Annotated in this window: 27 protein-coding genes; 4 read left to right on the top strand and 23 right to left on the bottom strand. The window is 59.6% G+C overall.

The features are described from left to right. The first annotated feature begins 177 nt into the window (after positions 1–177). Positions 178–987, top strand: a complete 810-nt coding sequence (locus O9K64_RS03950; RefSeq protein WP_275096784.1) for a cytochrome C assembly family protein — start codon at positions 178–180, stop codon at positions 985–987. Between the two features lie 64 nt (positions 988–1051). Here the strand turns inward: O9K64_RS03950 and O9K64_RS03945 are convergent, their stop codons facing one another. The 20 genes from O9K64_RS03945 to O9K64_RS03850 form a co-directional block, all read right to left on the bottom strand. After that, on the bottom strand, positions 1052–1423 hold the full coding sequence (locus O9K64_RS03945; protein ID WP_275096783.1) for a DUF86 domain-containing protein: 372 nt from the start codon (positions 1421–1423) through the stop codon (positions 1052–1054). Continuing rightward, entirely contained in the window at positions 1420–1710 is a 291-nt protein-coding gene (locus O9K64_RS03940; protein WP_275096782.1) for a nucleotidyltransferase family protein, read from the bottom strand. Before O9K64_RS03940 ends, O9K64_RS03945 begins: the two co-directional genes overlap by 4 nt. 415 nt (positions 1711–2125) lie before the next feature. After that, positions 2126–2440, bottom strand: coding sequence for a flagellar protein FliT (locus O9K64_RS03935; RefSeq protein WP_275096781.1), 315 nt, complete (start codon positions 2438–2440; stop codon positions 2126–2128). Between the two features lie 9 nt (positions 2441–2449). Continuing rightward, positions 2450–2872, bottom strand: coding sequence for a flagellar export chaperone FliS (gene fliS, locus O9K64_RS03930; RefSeq protein ID WP_275096780.1), 423 nt, complete (start codon positions 2870–2872; stop codon positions 2450–2452). A 54-nt stretch (positions 2873–2926) separates the two neighbouring features. Further along, positions 2927–4288, bottom strand: coding sequence for a flagellar filament capping protein FliD (gene fliD, locus O9K64_RS03925; protein WP_275096779.1), 1362 nt, complete (start codon positions 4286–4288; stop codon positions 2927–2929). A gap of 188 nt (positions 4289–4476) precedes the next feature. Further along, positions 4477–4905 carry a flagellar protein FlaG gene (locus tag O9K64_RS03920; protein WP_275096778.1) on the bottom strand — a complete coding sequence of 143 codons (429 nt, stop codon included), beginning with the start codon at positions 4903–4905 and terminating at the stop codon, positions 4477–4479. 61 nt (positions 4906–4966) lie between these two features. Continuing rightward, on the bottom strand, positions 4967–6385 hold the full coding sequence (locus O9K64_RS03915) for a flagellin (RefSeq protein WP_275096777.1): 1419 nt from the start codon (positions 6383–6385) through the stop codon (positions 4967–4969). 317 nt (positions 6386–6702) lie between these two features. Continuing rightward, a complete protein-coding gene (gene flgL / locus O9K64_RS03910) occupies positions 6703–7608 on the bottom strand; it encodes a flagellar hook-associated protein FlgL (protein WP_275096776.1) in 906 nt (301 codons plus the stop codon). Positions 7609–7823: 215 nt separating this feature from the next. Next, entirely contained in the window at positions 7824–9809 is a 1986-nt protein-coding gene (gene flgK, locus O9K64_RS03905) for a flagellar hook-associated protein FlgK (protein WP_275096775.1), read from the bottom strand. Positions 9810–10054: 245 nt separating this feature from the next. Beyond that, positions 10055–11119 (bottom strand): flagellar assembly peptidoglycan hydrolase FlgJ, encoded by a 1065-nt coding sequence (gene flgJ / locus O9K64_RS03900; protein WP_275096774.1) that lies wholly within the window; start codon positions 11117–11119, stop codon positions 10055–10057. Between the two features lie 183 nt (positions 11120–11302). Continuing rightward, positions 11303–12373 (bottom strand): flagellar basal body P-ring protein FlgI, encoded by a 1071-nt coding sequence (locus O9K64_RS03895; protein WP_275096823.1) that lies wholly within the window; start codon positions 12371–12373, stop codon positions 11303–11305. Between the two features lie 96 nt (positions 12374–12469). Then, entirely contained in the window at positions 12470–13180 is a 711-nt protein-coding gene (gene flgH / locus O9K64_RS03890) for a flagellar basal body L-ring protein FlgH (protein WP_275096773.1), read from the bottom strand. A gap of 15 nt (positions 13181–13195) precedes the next feature. Then, a complete protein-coding gene (gene flgG, locus O9K64_RS03885) occupies positions 13196–13981 on the bottom strand; it encodes a flagellar basal-body rod protein FlgG (RefSeq protein ID WP_275096772.1) in 786 nt (261 codons plus the stop codon). Positions 13982–14052: 71 nt separating this feature from the next. Continuing rightward, positions 14053–14793, bottom strand: coding sequence for a flagellar basal-body rod protein FlgF (gene flgF / locus O9K64_RS03880; protein ID WP_275096770.1), 741 nt, complete (start codon positions 14791–14793; stop codon positions 14053–14055). A 347-nt stretch (positions 14794–15140) separates the two neighbouring features. Further along, positions 15141–16427 (bottom strand): flagellar hook protein FlgE, encoded by a 1287-nt coding sequence (flgE, locus tag O9K64_RS03875; protein WP_275096769.1) that lies wholly within the window; start codon positions 16425–16427, stop codon positions 15141–15143. A 23-nt stretch (positions 16428–16450) separates the two neighbouring features. Beyond that, positions 16451–17131 (bottom strand): flagellar hook assembly protein FlgD, encoded by a 681-nt coding sequence (locus O9K64_RS03870; RefSeq protein ID WP_275096768.1) that lies wholly within the window; start codon positions 17129–17131, stop codon positions 16451–16453. Positions 17132–17208: 77 nt separating this feature from the next. Then, positions 17209–17622: a flagellar basal body rod protein FlgC gene (gene flgC, locus O9K64_RS03865; RefSeq protein WP_275096767.1), complete on the bottom strand. Its 414-nt coding sequence runs from the start codon at positions 17620–17622 to the stop codon at positions 17209–17211. Positions 17623–17624: 2 nt separating this feature from the next. Beyond that, positions 17625–18014, bottom strand: a complete 390-nt coding sequence (flgB, locus tag O9K64_RS03860; RefSeq protein ID WP_275096766.1) for a flagellar basal body rod protein FlgB — start codon at positions 18012–18014, stop codon at positions 17625–17627. 374 nt (positions 18015–18388) lie between these two features. Then, positions 18389–19207 carry a CheR family methyltransferase gene (locus O9K64_RS03855; protein ID WP_275096765.1) on the bottom strand — a complete coding sequence of 273 codons (819 nt, stop codon included), beginning with the start codon at positions 19205–19207 and terminating at the stop codon, positions 18389–18391. A 229-nt stretch (positions 19208–19436) separates the two neighbouring features. Continuing rightward, positions 19437–20390, bottom strand: a complete 954-nt coding sequence (locus O9K64_RS03850) for a chemotaxis protein CheV (protein ID WP_275096764.1) — start codon at positions 20388–20390, stop codon at positions 19437–19439. Between the two features lie 269 nt (positions 20391–20659). On the opposite strand from O9K64_RS03850, the gene flgA reads away from it, so the two are divergent. The 3 genes from flgA (at position 20660) to O9K64_RS03835 (ending at position 22430) form a co-directional block, all read left to right on the top strand. Next, complete coding sequence (flgA, locus tag O9K64_RS03845) at positions 20660–21385, top strand: flagellar basal body P-ring formation chaperone FlgA (RefSeq protein ID WP_275096763.1); 726 nt, start codon at positions 20660–20662, stop codon at positions 21383–21385. A gap of 122 nt (positions 21386–21507) precedes the next feature. Further along, positions 21508–21870 carry a flagellar biosynthesis anti-sigma factor FlgM gene (gene flgM / locus O9K64_RS03840; protein WP_275096762.1) on the top strand — a complete coding sequence of 121 codons (363 nt, stop codon included), beginning with the start codon at positions 21508–21510 and terminating at the stop codon, positions 21868–21870. A 77-nt stretch (positions 21871–21947) separates the two neighbouring features. Continuing rightward, positions 21948–22430 carry a flagella synthesis protein FlgN gene (locus O9K64_RS03835; RefSeq protein ID WP_275096761.1) on the top strand — a complete coding sequence of 161 codons (483 nt, stop codon included), beginning with the start codon at positions 21948–21950 and terminating at the stop codon, positions 22428–22430. 327 nt (positions 22431–22757) lie between these two features. Here the strand turns inward: O9K64_RS03835 and O9K64_RS03830 are convergent, their stop codons facing one another. The 3 genes from O9K64_RS03830 to arsS are packed head-to-tail and all read right to left on the bottom strand — an operon-like array spanning position 22758 to position 25067. Then, positions 22758–23381 (bottom strand): TIGR04282 family arsenosugar biosynthesis glycosyltransferase, encoded by a 624-nt coding sequence (locus O9K64_RS03830; RefSeq protein ID WP_275096760.1) that lies wholly within the window; start codon positions 23379–23381, stop codon positions 22758–22760. Between the two features lie 13 nt (positions 23382–23394). Continuing rightward, positions 23395–24081, bottom strand: a complete 687-nt coding sequence (locus tag O9K64_RS03825) for a TIGR04283 family arsenosugar biosynthesis glycosyltransferase (RefSeq protein ID WP_275096759.1) — start codon at positions 24079–24081, stop codon at positions 23395–23397. Between the two features lie 20 nt (positions 24082–24101). Then, positions 24102–25067 (bottom strand): arsenosugar biosynthesis radical SAM (seleno)protein ArsS, encoded by a 966-nt coding sequence (gene arsS, locus O9K64_RS03820; RefSeq protein WP_275096758.1) that lies wholly within the window; start codon positions 25065–25067, stop codon positions 24102–24104. Between the last annotated feature and the right edge of the window lie 157 nt (positions 25068–25224).

Below are 25224 nucleotides of genomic sequence, written 5' to 3'. Positions count from 1 at the left end.
GCGCCGCGTAACCCACCGATCCCCCGACCGCCAAACGGCGGGTTACGGCACGCGCACGATGGGATACAAACGCCCACCCCCTGCGCAGGGTGCGCCTAACCCACCCACAAAACTGAAGCCGCCCCTACAACCCGGGCTGGTCACAACAATGGTAGATATGCGATTATCACGCCCCATATGAACCAGACTCTCGTTGCTTTCCTCGCCATTGCCGGCTATCTCGCCAGCGGGACCATTATCGCCATCCGGCTGTTCTCGGATCGGACGGGGAAAACCCTCCCCCGCTATCTTGGGATCGCCATGGGCATGGTGGGTGCCGCCCTGCACGCGCTCCTGCTGTACCAGGGCATGGACAGCGAAGGCGGGCTGAATTTCAATTTCTTCGGTGCCGCTTCCCTGATCGCCTGGACCATCATCCTGCTGCTGATGCTGTCGGCGCTGACCAAGCCGGTCGAGAATCTCGGAATCACCCTGCTGCCGCTGGCGGCCCTGACCATCGCCCTGGACATGCACTTTCCCGCGGACCATATCCTGGCAGCCGATTCACCCTGGGCACTGCGCATCCATGTACTGATCTCCCTGCTGGCCTACAGCCTGCTGGCCATGGCCAGCGTCCAGGCCATCCTGCTAGCGGTCCAGGACTATCATCTGCGGCACCGCCACCCCGGGGGGTTCATCCGCGCCTTGCCGCCACTACAGACCATGGAAGCGCTGCTGTTCGAGATGATCGGGCTCGGCTTCATCCTGCTCACCGTGGCACTGCTGAGTGGATTCGTCTTCCTGGATGACCTGTTCGCGCAACACCTGGTCCACAAGACCATACTCTCCATCACCGCCTGGCTGGTATTCGGTATGCTGTTGTGGGGACGCCACCGCTCCGGCTGGCGCGGCCCGAAGGCGCTGAGTTGGACACTGGCGGGATTCGTGGTGCTGATGCTGGCCTATTTCGGCAGCAAATTCGTGCTGGAGATGGTTATCCCATCCTGACCACCGGATACACAGGAGTTGGATTGGATTGGTGTTTAGGGCTCGTCAGTCATGGCTTCATCCCTTAATCATGACAGTCTTCATCGTCGGCGTATTGGCGCACGGCAGGCAGTTGCCTGAGCAACTCCGGTAGCCATTCTTGTACCGTCTCCCACACCACATCGAGGTTGATGTCGAAATAGCCGTGGGCCATACGATTGCGCATATTGCGCATGCTGCGCCACGGCACTTCCGTGTGCGCCTGGGTGAACTCGGCGTAGCCGTCCATCACCTTCGTGGCGGCCTCACCGATGATGATGAGGCTCATGATGACGGCTTGCTGGGTGCGCTTATCCTCCAGGAAGTCATCTTTGGCCAGTCCCTCCACAAAGTTGCGTGCATCGGCAGCGGCCTGCTGTATGTGGTCGAGGTAGTCAGGTAGGCGGTTCTCACTCATACCGGCCGCGCTTCCGCGAGCACCTTGGCCCGAAACTTCGGCGGCAGGTCGCCGGGCGTCAATAAATCAACATGAACGCCGAGTAGCGATTCCAGTTCGTCCTGTAAATCGCCCAAGTCCAATAATGTGGCACCAGGCAGCGCATCGACCAGTAAATCAATGTCGCTACCATCCTGGTCGGTGCCATGCAGCACCGAGCCGAAGACGCGCGGGTTCGCCGTGCGAAAGCGGCTTACCGCTTCGCGCACCGCGGTTCGCTTGAGATCAAGTGCGTGTGAGGGGCGCATGGGCAACCTTCCTTTATCAAAATTCCACTGCATATGAATATATAATTTCTTGTATATTCACGCAATCCGAGCCAGGTGCGAGTAACAGACACTATCCTGAATCCGTGACTTCATGGAATGGTGTTGAGCGGTCGAGAAATCGGTGGGTTACACGGCGTCCGCTTTGTCGCGGCCTGGAAGTAGCGTGCTCGTGCGCCGCTAACCCACCCTACGGAACTGGCCATTCGGAATTCTGGATGGCCGGACAATGCCGCGACGGGCGTAGGGGCAACCCCCCGTGCCTGCTCGGATCGACGCGCCACCGATCGGCCCGGGCAGGCACAGGGGCCTGCCCCTACATCACCGCCTGGCTGGTATTCCGTACGCTGTCGTAGGCGTACGGCGCGCCGTCGGCGGCGCCCTATTGATGGTGGATTTATCCCCGCGAGGTATCCTGGTAGGCCCTGGTGGCTACCCGTCCCTGGTTCAGCTTGCCGAGGGTTTGGCCTATCTCCTGCTGCTGCGCCCGGGCCAACCGCATGAGCTGCCTGTCCAGATCCAGAATCACCCGGATCTGCCGGGCGGCATCGTCCGCAGCCCCAGGCCCCGCAGCCATAGCCCCCAGGTCCAGCGGAAACGCCTGCCCAATTATCTGCTGGCGCTCAGCCTGCCGCTCATTGAGACGTTCCCACTCACCCTGGCGGGCCAGCAACAGCATCTGTTCAGAGAGCGTGATTATTTGACCGAGCATCGGAGTTTCTCAAACCGCCGACTGGCGGTTCTCCGAATCCAGTTGTGACGGGATCACATCCCAGGCGGATTTCACCTCCAGCAGCAGTGACGACACCTCATCCAGAATGGCCGCTTCATTCTTGGCTCCGGCCTCCGCCAACCGACGCACCATGTAGTCGTACAGGTCATCCAGATTCCGCGACAGCTCGCCACCGGCCTCCATATCCAGACTGCTCTGCAGACCGCTGATGATGGAGATGGCCCAACTGATGAAGCGCCCCTTGTCGGCCGGCTCGTTTCTCAGCATATGTCCCTTGGCGGAGGCGATCTTGTCCAGTGCGCCCTCCATCAGCATCTGCACCAGACGGTGAGGTGTGGCGTCCTCGACTCCGGACTTGACGCTGACGCTCTTGTACTGAGACAAGGCACTTTTCATTCTTGATTTTACCATTGGGTACTCCCGATTGATTCAGACCACTGCCGAACCGGATATTCAAAGGTGTAATTATTTCTTATTCCCACCAGCCAAGTTGGAGAGCATATCCAATTGGCTCGTCAGATAATCACTGGTGGTGCTCATACTGGCAATCAAGCCATCCAGAACGCCAAATTCCCGCAGATAACGCGCTTCGACGACTTCCAGGCGCCGCTGCAGCGACTCACGACTCCGCTCAATTCTGTCCACTTGATTGTTACTGCCCTCGATGATGCTGTCGATGGTACCGTCAGATTTCACAAATCCTTCCAGCAGACCATCAAACCTTACCGCGAAACCACTCGTTTCATCACTGAAGAAACCGGCCACGCTGTCAGGCGTGTCCTCCATAGCGGTAATGAACATCTCACTGTCAAACTCCAACTTGCCGGTATCCGAGTTGGTGGTCACGCCCAACTGGGAGATATAGGAGTAGCTGCCCAGACCGGTCGCCTCGGTATTGAGCATGCTGCGCAGCTGCGCCTCAATATTGCGCAATACGCTCGCACTGGTACCTGCAGACTTTAATGAGGTGAGTTGGCCACGAACGTTGTTGTAAGCCTTCACCAGCCCCTCCATAGCCGATTTGGCGGTTGCTGTATCCTGGGCAATAGAGACCCCCGCCTGTCCCACTTCCTTCAAGTTTAGTGTCAGCCCCTCGATAACATCCGTGATGCGATTACTGCCGCGGGTGACCGCAACACCATCCACATTCAGCGACGCGTCCAGCTCACTCTCCGCCGCCAGCAACTGGTCATTTTCATCCCTGTTCAGCATCGAAAAGCTGAAGGTATTCGCATCCAGCGCACCCCCGAATGAGAGCTGGACCCGGTTATCATGACCACTTGATCCAGAAGTCAAAACCAGGGTCTGGTTGCCGCTGTCGCCGGTAATCAGGCCAGCCGTCACGCCGGTCTCATTGGCTTCCACATTGATTGCTGCCTGAATCTCACTCAGCGTCATGGCAGTGGAGAGATCCAGGGTAAAGCTCTCCGCGCCGACGGTCAGGGTCAATGCATCTCCCGCCGCGCCGCCAAAGGTTGCCAAATCGGCAAATTCCGACGAGCCCAGTTTATGTTGCTGTGCCAGTCGGTTGATGGTAACGCTATAGGAGGAGGTAACCGCATCGGAATCGGAAGAGGCGGTTAACACGGCACTATCGGAGGAGTTGGCCTTGGTCGCCTGAAAGGTCGCCGCGTCCATCAGTTTGGTCATCGCGTCCTGCAGGGAAGAGAGCCCCCCCTTCAGGTTGCCGTAGGCCGAGATCTGGGCTTGGGCCTGGGCCTCTTTCTGATTGAGCCGTGTGAGAGGCTGCCGCTCAATCGCCATCAACTGGGAGACAATGCCTGAAACGTCAAGCCCTGAACCCAGTCCTGGTGATGAAATGGCCATTTAGTTCTCCTGGTGAGACATATGTTGGGTGTAATGCGTAGTACAGAACCTTAGCGGCCTGCTTACTTAACAATGAACCTGTGAGCCGGATGCAGGTTGGGGTGCGTACCAGCCACCCCAACCTACGCACCAAACAGCCGGGTCAATACCAGCAAGCTGATGACCTCTCTGGCGCTGGAGCCAACGGGTTATGCCTTAGCCTGGAACAACAGCGAGATGCCCTCATTGCCGGTTTTGAAAATAGCCTCGCTGGTCTCCCGGAGTCTCTGCTGCATCTCCAGAATCTCTTCAGACGGAATACTCCGTACCATCTCTCCAGACTCTTTGTCTATAACCTTGATAACAGCCTTTCCACTCTGCTCATCCACCGAAAATTCCAGTTTACGCTGTACGGTCTGGGCAAACTGGTTCAGCCGCTCGACCGCCTGGTCGAGTGTTTGCCCATCCGTAGCGACTGATCTTTGCATCTGCTCAGCCACGCTTTCAGGGGATCCTGGTACATCCTGAGCGACCCGTTGGATATCAGAACTCTCCCGCACCCTTCCGGTACTACCCGCAGATCCTTTTGATTGAGCGGAGACACCGCTCAATATACTTTGCGAGATTTCATTAACCATGGCGATCACCTATTCAACGGGGAGTGGGGCGAACTGCCAGGTACCCCACCCCTCGCCCAGCTTACTGGAGAAGTGACAACACGCTCTGCGGCAGTGCATTCGCCTGGGAGACCATGGCCACACCCGCCTGCTGCAAGATCTGCGAACGGGTCATTTGTGCCGTCTCTGCCGCAAAGTCGGCATCGGTGATGCGTGACCGGGCAGCCGAGAGGTTCTCCACGGTAACACTCAGACTGGAGATCGCCGACTCGAACCGGCTCTGCACAGCACCCATATTCGCCCGCGCCCCACTGATGGTTGACATGGCGGCGTCGATCTTGGTAATCGCGTTATCGGCACCGGCGGTGGTCAGGATATTCATCAGCGTACCGCTTGCAGCGGCCGTGGCGGATGCCAGACCACTTGCCGTGGTATCATTGGCAACCGTGATATCGGCACCACTGGTCAGGGTGATGGTGGCTTTTGTGGTTGTAGTGGTATCGGAACCGCCCGCGACCAGTGTACCGGCGTTGGCAAAACCACCAGCCGTTGCACCGGCACCCCAGGTTTCGGCGAGATCGAACGCAGTGCCATCCGCCTTGACGAAGGCCAGATCACCACCCGCTGCGGTACCGGTTGTGGTAATCCCCTTAGCTGTCAGTGCTGCTGATGCTGCAGTGATAGCCGTGTCCACATTGGCAGCAGTTGTACCGACATCACCTTTTCCGGCAGTTCCATCCAGGATAGCAACGCCATCAACACTCAGTGCATAGGTACCACCCGCCACGGTGGTGAATGCGCCGAGGGAACCAGTCGTTGCATTGGAGGCCGCGGCGGTGACATCAACACCAGACGCGTTGATCGCGGTGGCCAGGTCAGCCGCACCCGCCGTACTGGTGGTAATCGTCGTGCCGTTGATATCGATGCTACCCGCAACAATAGTGGCCCCGGCTGTGCCGGCGGCCGTTGCCGACGCACCTTCCAGCCCCAGACCGGACAGTGCCTGGGCATTGGCAATGGCACTGATACTGATGGTCTGGCCCACATTGGCTCCGACCTGGAAGGCCTTGGAGGTAAAGGAGCCGTCCAGCAGGCTGGTTCCGTTGAACTGGGTCTGAGTGGCGATACGGTCGATCTCCGCCAGACGCTGCTGAACCTCGGCATCCAGCGCCTGACGATCGGCGGCGTTGTTGGTGGCATTGCGCGACTGGACCGCCAGCTCACGGATACGCTGCATGTTCTCGGTAATCTCACCCATGGCGCCTTCTGCCGTCTGGGAGAGTGAGATACCATCATTCGAGTTACGAATGGCCTGGTTCATGCCACGAACCTGGGTCGTCATCCGCTCGGAGATGGCCAGGCCCGCGGCGTCATCCTTGGCGCTGTTGATACGCAGACCGGATGAAAGCCGCTCCATGGCGGTCGCCAAGGAGGACTGGGATTTGTTCAGATTGCGCTGGGCGGTGAGAGACGCAATATTGGTATTGATGATCTGTGCCATTGTCTAGCTCCTTATTCCCCTTTAGCTACCTCACGGGTGCCCTCGGGGTCAGGTTGATAATTGGCGGATATATCTGATGGTTGATCTGATATTTACCGCCTCCGATGTCTGTAACGGCCATCCCGGTGGATTCTTTAAGGGAAAAAACAAAAAATCTTGAGAATGTCATTACAAAAAACATCCATCTTCTTTTTATTGAAAAATCAATTACGTAGAACGGGGTCTGGCAGGATGCGGTGGGGGGGAAGCGATCCGCATCAAAACCTTACCCCGAATGATGCGGTTCGCAAGCTCACCGGCATCCTACACTTCGGCTACTACAGGTAATTAAACAGGGAAAGCCCCTTCACCTTCACAAAGGCCTGCTGTGCCGCCTGCAGGGCCGTCATCTGGGCCTCGAAGCGGGCGATCGCCGAGGTATAATCCAGGTCCTGCTCATCCGAACGCTGGGTCTCCAGGTTCAGCTTAAGATCCTCATTTACCGTTTTCTGCTCCTCAATGGCGTTCAGACGGCCGCCCACCGAGGCTTTCGTCTCAATCACCCGCTGCAGGGCCAGGTCCACATCCGTGATGTAGTCGCCGACCGAAGTATTGGCCTCCAACGCGAGGGCCAGGTTGTCAAGCGTCTCGAACACACTTCGCCGGGGGGTGGCCGGGGGGGCCGTAGAGGCCACATTCATGAATACATCAAAGCCGTTGTCGCCGTCGGCGATGGTACGGCCCGGGGCTATCTGCAGCTCCCGCTGGCCGTTGTCACCATAGTAGATGTAATCGCCCGCGTTAAAAGGCGGGGTGCCGGTCTGGTAGCCGGAAAAGATGTACTCGCCATTGCTGTCCTTGGCATTGGCCATGGAGAACAGTTGATCGCGCAGCTGCCTGACCTCGAGCGCAATGGCGCCCTTGTCGGTGGCTGACAGCACATCGTTGTTGCCCTGCACCGTCAGCTCCCTGACCCGTTGCAGCAGGTTGGTTATCCCGTCCAGCGCCCCCTCCTCCGTCTCCAGGCGCGAGGTGAGCCGGTCGATATTATTCTGATACTGGGAGACGGTCTCCACCGCCCCGTTGAGCCCGAGTACCCGGACCGCGCTAGCGGGATCGTCCGCTGGCGTCAGCACCCGCCGGCCGCTGGAGAGTTGCAGCTGGGTGTTGCTCAGGTCACTCTGTTGCCTGAGCATGGCACTGAGGGAGCGCTCGGTGATCATCTGGGTCGATATGCGTATCATAATTGCCTCCGCGCATTAAGCGCGCATCAAGCAGTGCTATAGGTTGGGGTGAGCCTGCGAACCCCAACAAACACCCATTCAATGCCTTGATGTTGGGGTTCGTCCCTCACCCCAACCTACGGCCCTGATTTCGTAGGGTGGATAAGCTTGCGCATCCACCGCCAGCCGATTCATGGTGGATGCGCTGATGCTTATCCACCCTACCACTAATACCCTTACCTCCTGATCGCACCAATCAGGGTATCGAACAGGGTGTTGGCCACGGAGATCACCTGGGCCGCCGCCTGATAGGCCTGCTGGAACTTGACCAGGTTGGCCGCCTCTTCATCCAGGTTGACGCCGCTGAGCGAGAGCAGTGAGTTCCGGTGCCGCTCGCGCAGGCCATCGGTGGCGTTGAAATTCACCTCGGCCTGGTGGGTCTTGGTACCGACATCGGACACCAGCTGGGCGTAGGTCTCCTGGAAGGTGGCACTCTCCTGCCCGCCCCCGGTCTGCCCCAGCAGGGTATCGGCTGACTGCAGGTCCGCCAACTTGAGGGCGTTGCGGTTATCGCCCACCGCGCCACTGTTGTTCTCGATCACAAACCGGTCGCCGGCGGCGGGGGTGCCGCTCAGGGTGAAGCTCATACCGCCGTAGGCCGCGAAGGTGAAGCTGGCGCCGTTGCTCTGGGTCGCGGGATCATAGGCGATGGTCCCGCCCGGGCCGCCGGTGACGGTGAACCCGGGTCCGCCCAGGTGTGCCGTGGCACCCCACTCCAGGGTGATGGTGGCCGGAGCGGCCAGGGGAAGATTGGCGGTGCTGCTGAAATCGGGCTGGGAGATATCCCCGCTGCCCTGGTTGGGGCCGCCGGCCGAGTTGGTCGAATGGACCGCCCGGATGGGGCCGGCCGCGGCAATCTTGCGCGGATCGCTGATCAGCAGGTCCATGTTTCTGGCGGCATCCCGGGTCGGCTGGATCAGGTAGCTGTCACCGGCCACCGCGGCGGCCGAGATGGTCACGGCGATGCCGTCCACTTCCGCCGTCGTATACGGGTAGGTGCCGCCGGTATTGAGGGTGGTGACCTGGCCATCCAAAAGCCGGGTCAGGGTGAACTGGTCGGCCACCGTGGTCGCCTTCAGCTCATAGTCACTGGCCGTCAGGTTGCCGGTATCGACAAAGGCCGCCGTCACCACCGCCGAGCCGGTATTATTGGCGTTATCCAGAATGCCCACGCTGTGGGACGCAAAAAGCTGCCCGCCAAAGCTGCCATCCAGATCCAGACCCTGCTGGTGCTGGCTGTTGATCTGGTCGGTCATACCGATTGCCACCAGACCCAGTTGATTCATGGCCGGCTGCAATATCTGGTCCCGATAATTGATCAGCCCGCTGATCTCGCCACCACTCAGCTGGGAGGTGATCACCTGGGTACCCGAGACATTGGTAAAGGCGATATCGCGTTGGCTGGGATCACTGCTGCTGTTGACCGATGTCAGCGTGGCATTGGTGCTGCCCATCACCAGCGCCTGCCCCTTGCCGATAAAGACATTCCACGCCCCGTTATCCTGCGGCACGACCGAGATGCCCACCAGCTTGGAGAGGTCATTGAGCAGCACCTCCCGCTGATCCAGCAGATCATTGGGGGAACCGCCGCCGGAGGCCCCGACGGCCTCCACGATCCCCTGGTTGATCCGGGCGATCGATTGCGCCAGTCCGCTGATCTCGTTCGCCAGATCGCTCATCTCCTTGTTCACGTTATTGTTGGCATCGCTGAACTGGCGACTGAGATCCTGGTAGCGATTGACCATCGCCCCCGCCTCGGACAGCAGCACCTGCCGGGTGGAAATGGATGAGGGGTCATCCGCCACCACCTGCATGGCATTGAAGAAATCCTGAATGGCGGGATCCAGGCCGATATTGGGGTCGGCCAGGATGTTGTCGATACGGCTGGCGTGGGTGTGATAGTTCTCCATTTCGGAGGCCGAAGTCTGGGCCGTGCGCATCTGGGTGGCGAGGAAATCGTCGTACAAGCGCTCGATTTCGATCACCTTGACGCCGGAGCCGAGATAGCCCACGCCGGTGGATTGCGGGATCTGCGTCGCCAGATTGACCCGTTGCCGGCTATACCCCTCGGTCTCCGAATTGGCAATATTGTGCCCAGTCGTTGACAGCGAACGCTGAAACGAGAGCAGTGCCGATGTACCTATGTTGAGTATGCCTGCCATCTGTCTGTCCTGGTTGCGGCTGACGCCGCTTTTATGATTCGTGCCCTTCGCGGCGGAGCCGCTCCTACATATCCACATCCGCGTGGCAAACAACCACTTGTGTAGGAGCGGCTTTGCCGCGAAAACCTTCGTGCCAGCGGTAGGTTGGGGTGAGGTACGAACCCCAACATCATGGCGCACACCCCTGCAACACCGTTGGGGTTCGCAGGCTCACCCCAACCTACGAGTTGACGCCGCTCCTACGTTCATAGCGGCCGTGATGCCTCTGGCTTGAGCCTTTCCAGCGCCCGGGTCATTTCCGACCCATTCAGTACCGCGTTGATTTTATTCGCATATTCAGGGTCGGTCGCATAACCGGCCCGCTGCAATTCCGTGAAATAGGTCGCACTGTCTTCAGTGGCGCCCAGCGCGTCGCTATAGCGCGGGTTCGATTGCAGGAAATCCACATAGTCATGGAAGCTGTCCCGCAACGACTCGTAGGCACGAAAATAGGCCCGCCGTTTCACCGCCGTGCCCTGCTCATACTCCAGGCTACCGACACTTACCCGGTCGCCGTCCCAGCCCCGGTCCGCCTTGATGCCGAACAGATTGTTGGCCGGCGCCCCGTCCGCGGTGCGGATCAGTTTTTTCCCCCAACCGGTTTCCAGAGCGGCCTGGGCCAGCAGTGCCTGGGGCTTGAGCCCAATCAGCCCCGCCGCCTCGCTGGCCCAAGGCCAGAGGTTTTCGACGAACTCTTCGGGACTCCAGTGGCGCGGATCGGGTTGTTTCGTGGTGTCAAGGCGGGCACGGCCTGCCCTATCCCCTGCATCGGTACGGGGTGTTCCGTCGGCGCCACCGGCCAGGTCGATGCCGTCGAGGCGGGCGAGGCCCGCCCTATCCGCTGCACCGCTGCCCGCTTCCATGGCGCTATACAGCTTCACCGCCATCGCCAGGCGCCGATAATCCTCGATCGACTTGACCGGCAGGCCGATATCGCTATCAGTGTCGCTGCCGGAGCCCTCGTCCCCGCCCGCCCCGGCAGTACCGCCCAGTTGCCGCTTGATCACCTCGGCCAGTCCCATGCCGCCACTCTCGGCGAGATGGACGGAGAGTTGCTGATCATACATGTCGCGGTAGAACAGGCTCTGATCACTGTCCATCAGCCCTTCACCCAGGCCGGCCTGGCGCATGCTCTTGAGCATCTGCTGCACAAACAGCGATTCGAACTGGCGCGCCACCTCATCCAGCGAGCCCTTGGCATCCCCGGATGCCCGGGCCTTGAGTGCCGTCAGGCCCTCCATGCTGGTGTAGATCGAGGCATCAGCCCGCATTTCTCACCACCCTGCTACTGCGGACGCCGATTCGCTCGTTATGACGGGGTGTACTCCCTCCAGCCGGCTTGACGTAGTGTTGGCTACGCCGGCCGCCGCCCTCCGGTCCGTGCACCCCGTCACAACGGCGCCTCGACGCCCTCGCGACGCACGGTGGTGAGAAATCCGGGCTAGCCAGATCCATCAGATGATCACCAGTTCGGCCTTGAGGGCGCCGGCCTGTTTCAGCGCTTCCAAGATGGCCACCAGATCGGAAGGTGCCGCCCCTACCTGATTCACCGCCCGGACCACCTCGTTGAGGGTGACGCCGGGGTTGAACAGGAACATCCGGCTGCCGCCTTCCGCCACGCTCACGTCCGAGCGCGGCACCACCGTGGTGGTCCCGCCGGAGAGCGCTTCCGGCTGGGAGACTTCATTGCTCTCGCTGATGGTCACCGTCAGGCTGCCGTGGGAGACGGCGGCGGGCGAGACCTGAACCTGGTTACTGATCACCACCGTACCGGTGCGGGAGTTGACAATCACCCGCGCCGCCACCTCGCCGGGTTCCACCGGCAGATTTTCGATCAGCGAGACAAAACTGACCCGTTGGTTGGGGTCGATGGGGGTGTTGACACGGACGGACGTCGAATCCAGCGCCCGTGCGGCGCCAGGACCTATCGCCTGGTTGATCGATTCGACCACCCGGTTGGCGGTGGTAAAGTCCCCCTCATGCAGATTGAGGGTGAGGAAGGTCCCCTGATTGAAACCCGAGGTGACGGTGCGCTCCACCGTGGCCCCGTTGGGAATCCGCCCGACGCTGGGGATATTGATGGTGATACTGGAGCCGTCGGCACCCGATGCGCTCAGGCCACCCACCACCAGATTGCCCTGGGCAATGGCATAGACCCGGCCATCGGCGCCCTTCAGGGGAGACATCAGCAGGGTGCCGCCACGCAGACTCTTGGCATCGCCGATGGAAGAGACGGTGATGTCGATCTTCTGCCCCGGCTTGGCGAACGCGGGCAGATCGGCATTGATCGATACCGCCGCCACATTTTTCGGGTTGATCCGGGTACCGGGGGGCACCACGATACCGAGCTGGTTCAGCATGCTCTTCAGGCTCTGTTCGGTGAACGGCGAGGAGCTGCTCTTGTCTCCGGTTCCGTTCAGGCCCACCACCAGGCCATAACCGAGCAGCTGGTTGGTGCGCACCCCGGCGATGGCGGCGAGATCCTTGATGCGCTCGGCCTGGACCGCGCCGGAAAACACGAGCATCAGCGCCAGCAGGCCGATAGCGGCCGCAAACAGGGACCGGCCAACCGTGGCGAACTTCAAGGACCCGATCTCAAAAGACTGATTCATACAATTCACCTAAAAGGGAAACAGGGCGCTGATGAAGAATCTCCCCAGCCAACCCATCACGTTGGAGTCGGCCACCGCACCATCACCCACATAAACAATGGTGGGATCGGCCAGGCGGGTGGAGAGCACGGTGTTGGTGGCATCGATATCCGCCGGGCGCACAATACCCGAGACCTTCACATATTCGTTGCCCTGGTTGATGCCGATGCGTTTCTCGCCCCGCACCATCAGGTAGCCGTTGGGCAGCACCTCGATCACCGTGACGGTGATATCGCCGGTCAGCTCATTGTTCTGTTCACTGTCGCCCTCGCCGGAGAAGTCATGCTCCGACTCCAGGGAGAAGCCGAGATTGTTGTCCCGGTTGCTGAGCAGCGGTATCAATCCCGGGGCATTGAACTGGGGCGCGGAACCGAGCAGGGTCGGATTGGTCACGCTGTTGCTGTTGGATTTGCTGACCTCGGTCGTGGCGCTCTTTTTCGCATCGGTCTTCTCCGCCAGCTTGATGGTGAGCATGTCGCCGACGCGACGGGCGCGCATATCCTCAAACCAGGACTGTTCGTACCCGGCCTGATAGATGGAACCGTTACCCACCGGTGCGGGCGGTGCCACCACGGGACGCATCGGCGCGTAGGCCGGGTCACGCACCGGGGCGCTTTTGCAGCCGGCCAGACCGGCCAGCGCCAGTGCCAACAACATGAGAGAGAAAAGCCGTTTCGTCATCCCGTCCACCTATTGTTAGAGCTGATTGCTCACATAGGCCAACATATCGTCGGTCGTGGAGATCGCCTTGGAATTCATCTCGTAGGCGCGCTGGGTCTCGATCATGTTGACCATCTCCTCCACCACGTTCACATTGGAACTCTCCAGTGAGCCCTGCACTACGGTGCCGACCCCATCAACCCCGGGGGACGCGGTGGTGGGGGAACCGCTGGCCGCGGTCTCCCGGAACAGGTTCTGTCCCGCCGCTGCCAGGCCGGTGGGATTGACAAAATCCGCCAGCTCGATGGTACCGATCTGGTTCGGCGAGCTGCTGCCGGAGATCAGGGCCGAAACCACGCCGTCCGAGCCGACGGTGATGCTCAGGGTGTTGGCCGGCACGGTGATGGCCGGTTCCAGGGCATAACCATTGTTGTCCACGATCTGGCCATCCGCGCTCATGCCGAACGAGCCGTCGCGGGTGTAGGCGATGGAGCCGTCGGGATGCAGTATCTGGAAGAAGCCCCGGCCCTGGATCGCCATGTCCAGCGAGTTGCCGGTCTGCATGATATTGCCCTGGGTATGCAGCTTCTGGGTGGCCACGGTGGTGACACCGGTGCCAATGGCCAGACCCGACGGCAGCTGGGTATCCTGCGAGGACTGGGCACCGACCTGGCGCACGTTCTGGTAGATCAGATCCTCGAACGAGGCGCGGTCACGCTTGAAACCGGTGGTACTGACGTTGGAGAGGTTATTGGAAATAACCGACATGCGGGTCTGCTGCGCATCCAATCCTGTTTTTGCAATCCAGAGTGCGGGATACATAAGCTGTCATCCTCTATATGTTGCTGTTTGTTTGCCTGCTAAACGTGAGAGCAATCTGCGTGCCAATCACATCAGCCCATGCGCATGATGCTGGCGGATGACTCATCTGTCTGCTCCGCGGTCTTCATCATCTTCACCTGCATCTCGAAGCGGCGCGAGAAATCGATCATGTCCACCATGGAGTCGACGATGTTGACGTTGCTGCTCTCCAGTGCGCCGGTCGCCAGCTGCACCTCGGCATCGGCCTCCAGCGGCTGGCCATCCTGCTGGCGCAGCAGGCCATCCTGCCCCTTGCGCATGCCCTCCAGTGACGGCGCCACCATCTTGATCCGGTCGATCTCCGCCAGCTCACCGGCCCCCTGGCCCAGCGGGCGAATGGAGATGGTGCCGTCCGCGGCGATCTCGATCTTCTCCGCCGGCGGTATGGCAATCGGCCCGCCATTGCCGAGCACCGGCAAACCGTTGCCGGTGCTCAACAGGCCGTTGGCATCCACCTTCAGATCACCGCGACGGGTGTACGCCTCGCTGCCGTCGCGCGCCTGCACCGCGAACCAGCCGTCGCCGTTGATGGCCACATCGAGATCCCGGCCGGTATGCACGATGGCGCCGTGCTTGAAATCCACGCCGGGGCTTTCGCTCATGCCGTAGACCCGGGTGGGATAGCCGTCACCGAACACAGGCATGCTGCGGAACTGTTGCAGATCGGCCAGAAAACCCGGTGTGCTGGCGTTGGCCAGGTTGTTACTGTTGGTGGCCTGGGCCAGCAGGGTCTCCTTGGCGCCACTCATCGCAACAAATACCATGCGATCCATTGTCTTCTCCTGTATCTCTGCTCGTGCATTAAGGGTCATTTAGGGGTCAGAGCCCTTTTTGTTTTTAATGCATGGGAATGCCTTGTATCGTGCGCTAAAAGGGCTCTGACCCCTTAATGCTCGGTGGCCTGGGCCAGCAGGGTCTCCTTGGCTCCACTCATCGCAACAAATACCATGCGATCCATTGTCTTCTCCTGTGTCTCTGCTCGGATAGTCGGCGGGCACGGCCCGCTATATACCTGATTTATATGGGGCGCATCATGGGCGCCGGTTACCCTGTTGTAGGAGTGGCTCCGCCGCGAAAAGCTTCGCGCCAGAGGCGCTCCTACCCGCTCTCGCTCTCAACCTCAGCGGATATTGATAATCGTCTGGGTCACCGTGTCGGCGGTGGTGATCACCTGGGCGTTGGCCTGGAAGTTACGCTGTGCCGTGATCAGGTTGACCAACTGCTCGGCGATATCCACATTGGAGTTCTCCAGTCCACCCGACTGGACCAGGCCGAAGCTGGTGGTTCCCGCCTCGCCCATCTGCACATCACCCGAGGTGAAGGTCTCAGCCCAACTGGTGTCGCCCAGCTGACGCAGGCCCTGCGGGTTGTTGAACTTGGCCAGGGCCACCTTGCCCAGCGCACTGGATTGGCCATTGGTAAAACGGGCAAACACCACACCCGAATTATCGATATCGACCCCGCTCAGGCGACCCGTTGCAAAGCCGTCCTGGGTCAGGTTGTTGACCGCAAAGGCCGAGCCGAACTGGGTGGAATTGTTGTAATCGAAGGTCAGATTCAAATCCGCCGCACCCGCCACCGGGAAGGCGTTATAGGCCACGGTGCCGGTGGCGGATACGCTGCCGGATCCGGTGGTCAAGGCGCCCGAGGTATTGAAATTCAAGGTAGCGCTGGGGTAGGTCGCCGAGGAAGGTGCGGCGGTACTGTTGGTGGTTGGGGTCACGATACTGCCATCGACCGCGGTATAGACATGCCACTGATTGGCGACCGTATCGGACTCCCGATAGTACATGGTCATGGTGTGGGGCGAGCCCAGTGAATCGTATACCGTGGTGGAGGTGGAACTGTCATAGGAGGTGGGTATCGTGGGATCAAACAGCGTCGTGGCCGCGGTCGCGGTACCGCTCACATCCAGATTTACCGCCACATTGGCCGACGTGGTGGCGGAAGGCGCGCCGGAGAGGGTGGGCAGCTGAAGATCGGTGGTGGAGCCGGTGTTGAAATTGGTGGTGCTGCTACCGATCGGCGCAAACACCTGCAGCCGATCACTATTGTGGTTGACCACATAACCGTCCCGATCGACCGTATAGGCACCGGCCCGGGAATAGGAGACGTTTCCGGCCGAGTCAGCCAGGGTGAAGAACCCCTCGCCATTCAGTGCCAGGTCCAGATTGCTGGCGGTGAAGTTGATATTGCCCTGGCTGAACTGCTGCGCCACCCGGCTGACCCGCACGCCCCGGCCGGCCGAGGTGGTACTGACATCCTGAATCGAATTGGCGTAGATGTCGGCGAACTCGGCGCGCGACTGCTTGAAGCCGTTGGTGGCGGCGTTGGCGATGTTATGACCGGTGACCTGCAGGTCGGTGGAAGCGGCATCAAGTCCGCTCAATGCAATGCGAAATGGCATACTCTATCTCCTCATTAAAATTATCAGCGGATTTCTGCAACGGAATCGAATGATACGGGACCCAAACCGGCCAGATTGACCGTCAGCCCCTGGCCGGCGCCACCGATGCTGACACTGTTCACCCTGGCTTCCAGCAAGGTGTAGGGTGCGACCGTCTCGCCATCCACCTTGGCCGACGCCTCTACCTTGTACTGCCCGGGCGCAACGGCTTCGCCGCTCTCATCCAGGCCATCCCAGGAGAAATTCACCTCGCCCTTGGACTGGGTTCCCAGTTGAATCTCCCTGATCAGGGCACCGGAGGCATCGGAGATCCGCACCGTGACATCGCTGGCCGGTTCACTGACCCCCACCACACCGTTGATCGAACCACCCGCCTCCAGGTTGCCGGTGTTGACCGGCACCAGCACATTGCGCCCGACGATATTGGTCGCCTTCAGCGCCTGGTCGGAGATCATGCTATCGGCAAATCCCGAGAAAGAGCTGTTCAGTTCATCGATGCCGGAGACCGTGGCAAACTGGGAGATCTGGCTGGCCAGCTCGCTGTTTTCCATCGGCTTGAACGGATCCTGGTGGGTCAGCTCGGTCACCATCAGTTCGAGAAAATCCTCCAGCTGAAGGGAGTTATCCTTTTTTGTCTCAAGCTCCCGCGAGAGGCCCAGCGCCTGGTATAGCTGCTCGGTGCCGGCGGCATTGACAGTACTCATTCGGTTGCTCCTTTATTGTTCGGCGCGTCCCTGCGCCTTACCCCTTCGGGGCTACGCAAAAAATCGCTCCTGGCGATTTATTCACCTAAACGCAACGTGGCAACCATCAACTGCTTGGCTGTATTGACCACTTCCACATTGCTTTGATACGAGCGGGAGGCGGAGATCATATTGGCCATCTCCTCCATGACGTTGACATTGGGGCGGAAGATAAAGCCCTCTTCATTGGCCTTGGGATGGTTCGGGGCATACTCCTTATTGAGGGGTGCCTGACTCTCCACGATCCCCTTGACCTGCACGCCCACGGCCGGCTCATCCGGATTCAACTGGTTCAGTAGCGCGCTGAATACCGGCTGACGGGCACGGTAGGTCTCCTCGAGACTGCTGCTGACGCTGTCCACATTGGCCATGTTGCTGGCCACGGTATTCAAGCGCAGGGATTGGGCGCTCATGCCGGAGGCGGCGGTGTCGAATATCTTGAACATTGACATGATTATTGTCCCGTAATTGCTTTCTTGAGGGTTTGGATGGTGCCGCTGAGGAAGCGCAGGCTGGTCTGATACTGGATGGCGTTCTCCGCGTAGGCGGCATGCTCAAGCTGGCTGTCCACGGTGTTGCCGTCCAGACTCGCCTGACTGGGTATGCGATAGGCCATCTCGCTGGGGGAGACGACGCCGTTGTCCGGGGCTATGTGGTTCGTTTGGGTGGTCCGCAGGGTCACCGCCTGCGGCATCTCCTGGCGCAACATCTCGCGGAAATCGAAATCCCGGGCCTTGTATCCCGGGGTATCCGCATTGGCGATATTACCGGCCAGCACCTCGGCACGCCGCGCATGCAGCTGCAGGGACTGGGCATGGATTCCAAGTATCTTGTCGAAACTCATCGGTCTGCTTCCTGGTTTTACCTGAAAGGTCAGTAGCAGACAATGTGCCAAAATTATATCTATCTGTTTTTAATGGATTTACAGCATGTCCGGCAGCAAAACCACGCGGAAGCGGCAAGGCGAGGCCGCCACAGCGGCAAGCCTTGACCGGAAATGGATAGATTAAGAGATTAGTGCGGTAGGATGCGGTGAGTAACACGAACCGCATCAAGCCTTTCCGCGAGGAGTGGTCCAGGAGGAGTGGTACAGGGTTGTACCGATAACGGAGCCGAGGATGGAATGATGCGGCTCGCAAGCTCACCAGCATCCTACATTCGAACCAATAGATGGCGCCCACGGGGCGCCCTGTGACAGTGATAAACCTGTCGCGCCGATTATTTCAAACGGTAGGCAATCCCGCCCAGCTTGCTGACCATCTCGAAGCGGTCGGTATGGGCCGAAAGCGACTCGGTGGAACCCAGAAACAGGTAGCCGCCCGGATTGAGTGACCGGGCCATGCGATTGATGATGTCGCGTTTCTGTTCGCTGGAGAAGTAGATCAGGACATTGCGGCAGAAGATGACGTCGAATCGCCCCAGAATCTCGTAACCCTTGGTCAGGTTGAGTTCGCGGAAGCTGACCCGCTGACGGATCTCCGGCCTGACCTCCAGACAGTCGCCATTGACTTTGAAATAGCGGTTCTGCTGGTCCAGACTCAGGCCACGGGAGGAGGACATGCCGCAATAGATCCCCTTCCTGGCCTCGGTCAGGACAGTCGAAGAGATATCGGTGGCAATCACCTCGACCCCGCCCGGAAGCGCGCCGGGATTGGCCCGCTGATAGTCCTGCACCACCATGCTCAGGTTGTAAGGCTCCTGACCATAGGAACAGGCGGCGGACCAGAGCCGGATAGAGCGACTCGAGCGGGCCTTTATCTCCGGGCAGATCATTTCCTGCAGCAGGCGAAAGTGGGACATATCGCGAAACCAGAAGGTCTCGTTGGTGGTCATCGCATCAATGATACTGGTCCTGAGCCGTGGATTCCTGCCGCTGCCGAGCTGGTTCAGCAGCTCACCCACCGTGGCGATCCCGTACTCACGCATCAACCCGCCGAGACGGCTTGAGACCAGGTACTCCTTTCCAGCGCCCAACACAATCCCGCAGGCGTCCTCGAGAAACATCTGAAACGCCTCGTAATCACCGTGTGACAGCATATTCCGGCTCGCTAGGCACTGTTCGCCCTATCATTTCATAAATCTCTCGTACCGACGCCAAGAAGGCAAAGAAAACAAGGACATAACGCACATCTATCCCGGCAGGCTCCGGGCTGGGCAATGGGTTGCCATCAATTCAGGGGGTCGTGATTTGCTGACCTTTGCGTGCCTTGCGTCTTTGCGAGAATAATCTGGGTTAGATGGTGATCCATACTGATCAAGTCTGTTTCTATCCCTGTCGGGAGGCCAGCGCTTGGACTTCCAGCTTGTGTTGTTTGAGGCGCGCCTGTACTACCCTGGCCAGCTCATCCGGCGCAAATTTGGCCAGGAAGGCGTTGGCCCCGACCTTTTCAATCATGCTCTGATTGAACACACCGCTCAGGGAAGTATGGAGGATAACATGCAGATTGGCGAGCGCCGGATCCTTGCGTATCTCGGTCGTCAGGGTATAACCATCCATCATCGGCATCTCCACATCCGAGATCACCAGCGACAAAAAGCTTGAGACATTCCTTCCCTCATTGGTCCAGGCCTTCAACTGGTCGAGCGCCTGTTTGCCATCATTGCAGATTGTGGTCATCACACCCAGTCTGTCCAGTACACGCTTGACCTGATTGCGCGCCACCGAGGAGTCATCGGCGATCAAAACATGCTGGGACTCATCGATTTCCGCTTCATCTATAATACCGTCGGACACATCCTCCGATATCGCGACAATCTCGCTAAGCACCTTCTCCACATCGATAATTTCCACCAGCTCATCATCGACACGGGTGACCGCCGTCATGTAGCTGCCCTTGGCCGCGCCCTTGGGTGGGGGCAGAATATCGCCCCAGTTCATGTTGACAATCCGGTCAACCGAACCCACCAGGAACCCCTGCACCCGACGGTTATACTCGGTAATGATGACGAAACGCCCTTCGATATTGGCCAGCGGAGGCCCGCCGATGGCCTGGGAGAGATCCATGACCGTGATGGTTTTTCCGCGCATGTTGGCAATCCCCCGCACCACCGGATGGGAGCCGGGCAACTGGGTCAATGGCGGACACTGAATCACTTCCTGCACCTTAAAGACGTTGATACCGAAGCGCTGTCTGCCGGCCAGCTGAAACAGCAACAGTTCGAGTCTATTTCTACCTGCAAGTTTGGTTCGCTGATCAACACCGTCAAGGATACCGGCCATCTCCACCCCTCAGTTCTATGTCCTCTGTCAGATGTTAGCGACCCACCACACTATTGCTTTAATCCTCCGCATGAGGCTCGCAGGATGCCGGTGAGCTTGCGAACCGCATCGATCCGGCGGCCAGCGAATGATGCAGTGGGCGCCATCGGCGGGCTCGGCCAGCCCTATCGCCGACGTAGGGGGCGGTAAATCCTGCTGGTTTCAGGCACGGGTTTTGCATATTTCTCAGGCGGCAACCAATAGAACCGGACAACTCAACAGGTGAAGTGATGAGCAGATTGACAACCATAAGCGGAGGACGGCATTTCTGGCCGATCCTGCTTCTCGTCTGGCCGCTCACGGCAATCTCGGCCGGCGGCGAGCCGACCCAACCCCACGAGAGTATTCGAACGGCGGCGGAACAGCATGTCCTGAACGATCTGGACGATGAGAATCAGCAGGTCAGCGTCTCGGCGGGACGCCTCGACAACAGGCTACGGCTGTCGGCATGCGCTCAGGAGCTGGACACCTTCGCACCCTATGGCCGTAAAAACTCATCCCGGATAACCATCGGCGTGCGCTGTAACGATAGCGATGGCTGGACACTCTATGTCCCGGTGACCCTCTCGATCATGAAAGAGATCGTGGTTGCCGACCGCGAGCTGCCCAGGGGCACCATCCTCACAGCAGCGGACATCAAAACCGAACAACGGGACGTCGCCAGACTGCATCGGGGTTATGTTGAAAATCCCCGGCAGGCGATAGGCAAAAAACTGAAACGCCGGCTTCATGCCGATGCCATCCTGACCCCAGGCCAGATGGTGATCCAGCACGCGGTTAAAAAAGGCAATCAGGTGGTGATCTTGGCCCAGATAGGCACCTTGCAGGTCCGGATGAATGGCAAGGCGCTATCGAATGGCGCCGTCGGAGAGCGTATCAAGGTGGAGAACAACAGCTCCAACAGACGCATCGAGGCTACCGTCATCGCCTCGGGCGTGGTGAAGGCAACTACCTAGGAGTCTGTCGGACTTGACCGGCCGGCAGTGTGAACTGACCCGGGTTTTTATCGTCAAACAGACCGAATCCGACTAAAGCCCGTATCCGTTTGGCCGCTATCCTGATAGGAATTTTTTACACGGTGGTTAACATCATGAAAATCAAAGGTCTATCCGGGCACCCTATCAATACCGGTGAGAGTAACCAGAGCAATAAGAGTGAAAAAACGCAGACGGCAGGCAGCGCCTCTCCCGGAAAGTCCGCCGGAAAGTCCGCCGGAAAATCAGCCGGCACCGGAGGAGATACCGTAAGCCTGACGGTATCGGCCACCCGACTGCGGGAACTGGAGGCACAGATCGCCAGCCTGCCGATCGCAGATGCACAACGCGTCTCGGATGTACAACGATCCCTGGCAACCGGCACCTTTGTATTCGAACCGGAGGATGCCGCGGAGAATCTGCTGGCGCAGGAGCGCCAATTTTCGCAACTGGAACAAAAGGAGTAATCAATGAAGAATTGCCAGGACAGTCAATTTTTACGCCCGAAGGCCACCCGTCAGGGTGTGGCACGGGGATGTGCCGCGTGAACCTCTCTGCCGAACAGCAGAACCGACTCAGCCGGATCCTCTCCGTCGAGTTGGAGTGCGCCCGCTCGCTAGCGGCCATTCTTCAGCGCGAGCACAGCGCGCTCAAGTCCCGCGATCCCGATCGGGTTCTGGAGATCAGCAGCGAGAAACAGCAGGCGGTAGAACAGATGCAGCTCAGCGGCAGGCAGCGGGAACAGCTGCTCGCCTCGCTCAGGGTTGCCCCAGGCAGCGAGGGAATCGAGGCGCTGTTTCAGGCCAACCCCGATACCGCCTGTACCGATCTATGGCGCCAATTGGGAGAGATCGCCGGCCAACTGCGTGAACAGAATGAGATCAACGGCGGCATACTGGCCCTCAGCCAGCGTCACAACCAGCAGGCGCTGGACATACTCTGCGGACGCACCGAAAGCAGAAACACCTATGGCGCCAAGGGGCAGCACCACCAGACGCAGTCCGGCCACACACTGACCAAGGCCTGACGGCACCCGTCAACCGCGCTCGAATCGGTAAAGTTTCATTACCTCACCGCATCCTACCTTGCTATCCGAACCACGGATGCACACGGATGGACACAGATGAACCCACCCTCCAGTTGGGCACATGCATGCCCCCCTGGCGCGGCCAACCGTCCGTTGGACAGCTCCCTATCCCGAATCCGTGTGTATCCGTATCCATCCGTGGTACTTCCTCCGCCATAGGGCGCCATCGGCGGGAACGGCCCGCCCTATGGAGGGCAAATCAAACCGCAGCGCCGGAGATAGGCGCCGGTGCATTCACCAAATTGAGTTCGACACCCACCTCGGAGATTATTGGGAACCCCCGTTCAAGCGCAGATATCTGTCAAGATCGGCTTCCCGATCCAGATCCCAAAGCGGCTCAAACTCGCGCCATGACCAGTTCAATTCGCCAAGACGGCGGCGCGTGACATCCAACACCGCCGGGGTGCTCCAGGGGATCCCGGCAAACAGCTCCCGCGCCACCCGCCTCAGGCCCAGCAGCACATAACCGCCATCCTCCGCCGGCCCCAGCACCGCATCAGAGCCGGCATAGAGCCAAGCGAACGCCTGTTTCAGATGCGCCCCATTCAGCACCGGACAATCACCACCGATCAGCAGTACCGCCTCTGATCGGGTCAGCGCCTGTCGGGTTGCGAACGCCATCCGTTCACCCAGGTCGCCCCCCGGCTGGGTATGGAGGCTGATCGAGGGATTGCTCGCGGCTTCCCGAAAAACGCCATGTCGTGTGTCCGGCGCGCACCAGATCTCAACCGGCGCTATGCCCGCGGCTGCCTCCCCTATCATCCGCTCCAGGAGTTCCCGATAGAGCTGCGCGGCACGCTGCTCACCCACCGCGGGAATCAGGCGTGTCTTTACCTGCCCAGGCAGCGGCGCCTTGGCAAAGAGCAGGATACGGCCACCAGGAAATAGCATCAGTGAAATAGCATCAGCGGTAGCGCTGTGCCAGCCGGGCCGGATCTGCGCCGAAATAGTAGGCCCAGCGCAGACGCCACATCAATAGCACGGTGGGGATGATCCCGGCCTGCTCCCAGCGCCGACTGGAGGTCTGCAGACGCTGCGCCACCACCACCGGACGGGTATACGCCTTCAACCGCCGGCTGATTGCGATATCCTCCATCAGCGGGATATCTGGAAATCCCCCCAACCGCTCGAACAGTGCCCGATGCATGAAGATACCCTGGTCACCGGTGACGATGCCGGTCAGCCGGGAGCGCCAGTTCATCAGGAACTCAATGATTCGAAGTGCCGGGCGCCGTCCTGAAAGGCGGACATCGAACCGCCCCCAGGGTCGGCCCGACGCCACCAGTGCGGCCTGGATCAGGTCGGGAAAATCGGCATGGATGACGCTGTCGGCATGGAGAAACCAGAGGATCCCGCCGCTGGCGGCCCGGGCACCCGCATTCATCTGTTTGGCACGTCCCGCAGCCGAGTAAATCAGTTTATCGACCAGCGGGGCCGACAATGTCACGGTGTCGTCGACGCTACCCGCGTCCACCAGCACCAGCTCGATACCGTCGGTCCGGGCAGCCTGCAGCGTCTCCAGCAGCTGAACAATGGACTCCGCCTCGTTCAGGCAGGGAATGACCACGGAAAGCTTCCCAAAGGCACTCATTCAACGTCACTCATTCAGCGTCATTGGCTCAGCGCCCCACCGCAGCTGCTCCCCCTTCCGGCGGTACAGCCGTAGCAGTGTTCGGCAATCCGGATCGCCCAGCCTTCCAGCTGTTGCTCGGTCACCTCATGGAGATGGATCCTGTCCCTCCCCTCGCGGGATATGGGCATCCGCAGCATCTGATTGAAATCGCAATCATAGAGATAGCCCTGCCAATCGACGCTTAGCAGATTGCGACACATCACCGTCTCCAGGTTATCGTTGCTGTAGGCACTCTTCAGCAGCGCCAGATAGTCGTGAAACTCCCCCTTCGACAGCAGCATGCTGCCAAAGCGACTGATCGGCATATTGGTAATGGTGAAGAGCCGATTGAACAGGATGCCGTGATCCTCCAGGAGACGCTGCTTGTAATCCGCCTCCAGTCCGTCCTGGGAAGGAGGAAGAGCGGGACCCAGGGGATTGTAGACAAGATTGAGCACCAGCCCGCTTCCCGTCTTGGCATATCCCAGGGCGTTCAACTGCTTGAGTCCACGGATACTGGCGTCATAGGCGCCAGCGCCGCGCTGCTGGTCCACATTTTTCTGCAGATAACAGGGCAGCGAGGCCACTACCTCTACCCGTTGTTCAGCCAGGAACCGGCCCAGGCCTGCCTGCCCCGGCTCCTGCAGAATGGAGAGATTGCAGCGATCGATGACTTTGACACCCCGTTCTCTGGCCGCCGCCACCAGATAGCGGAAATGCCGGTTCAGTTCCGGGGCGCCGCCGGTCAAGTCGATACTGCGTATCCGCTGCCGGTCGATAAACCGCAACACCTCGTCGATGGTCTCTCTCTCCATCATCTCCGTTCGGGTCGGTCCCGCATTGACATGACAGTGCTTGCAGGTCTGATTGCACTGATAACCCAGATTAATCTGCAGCGTCTCCAGACGCCCCCGGTTGATGGCCGGAAAGGTGGTGGGTGTTAACAGATGTGCGGTATCCAACATAGTAAAGCGTGCCTCGGCCAGCAATAGTTAATATTCGTAGTTTACGATAATCGGCACTTCAACAGGTACCGTTTTGGCGACGGCAACCCGCCAAGGTTGCCAAGCAACCCGTGGACAGTGCTAAAATGCGCTTCGCTCGTCGTCTACCGCATTCACG

The sequence above is a fragment of the Sedimenticola hydrogenitrophicus genome, from assembly GCF_029017505.1.
Classification (GTDB): Bacteria; Pseudomonadota; Gammaproteobacteria; order Chromatiales; family Chromatiaceae; genus Sedimenticola; species Sedimenticola hydrogenitrophicus_A.
The sequence above is the reverse complement of the archived record's forward strand: the minus strand, read 5'-3'. Positions and strand labels throughout refer to the sequence as shown.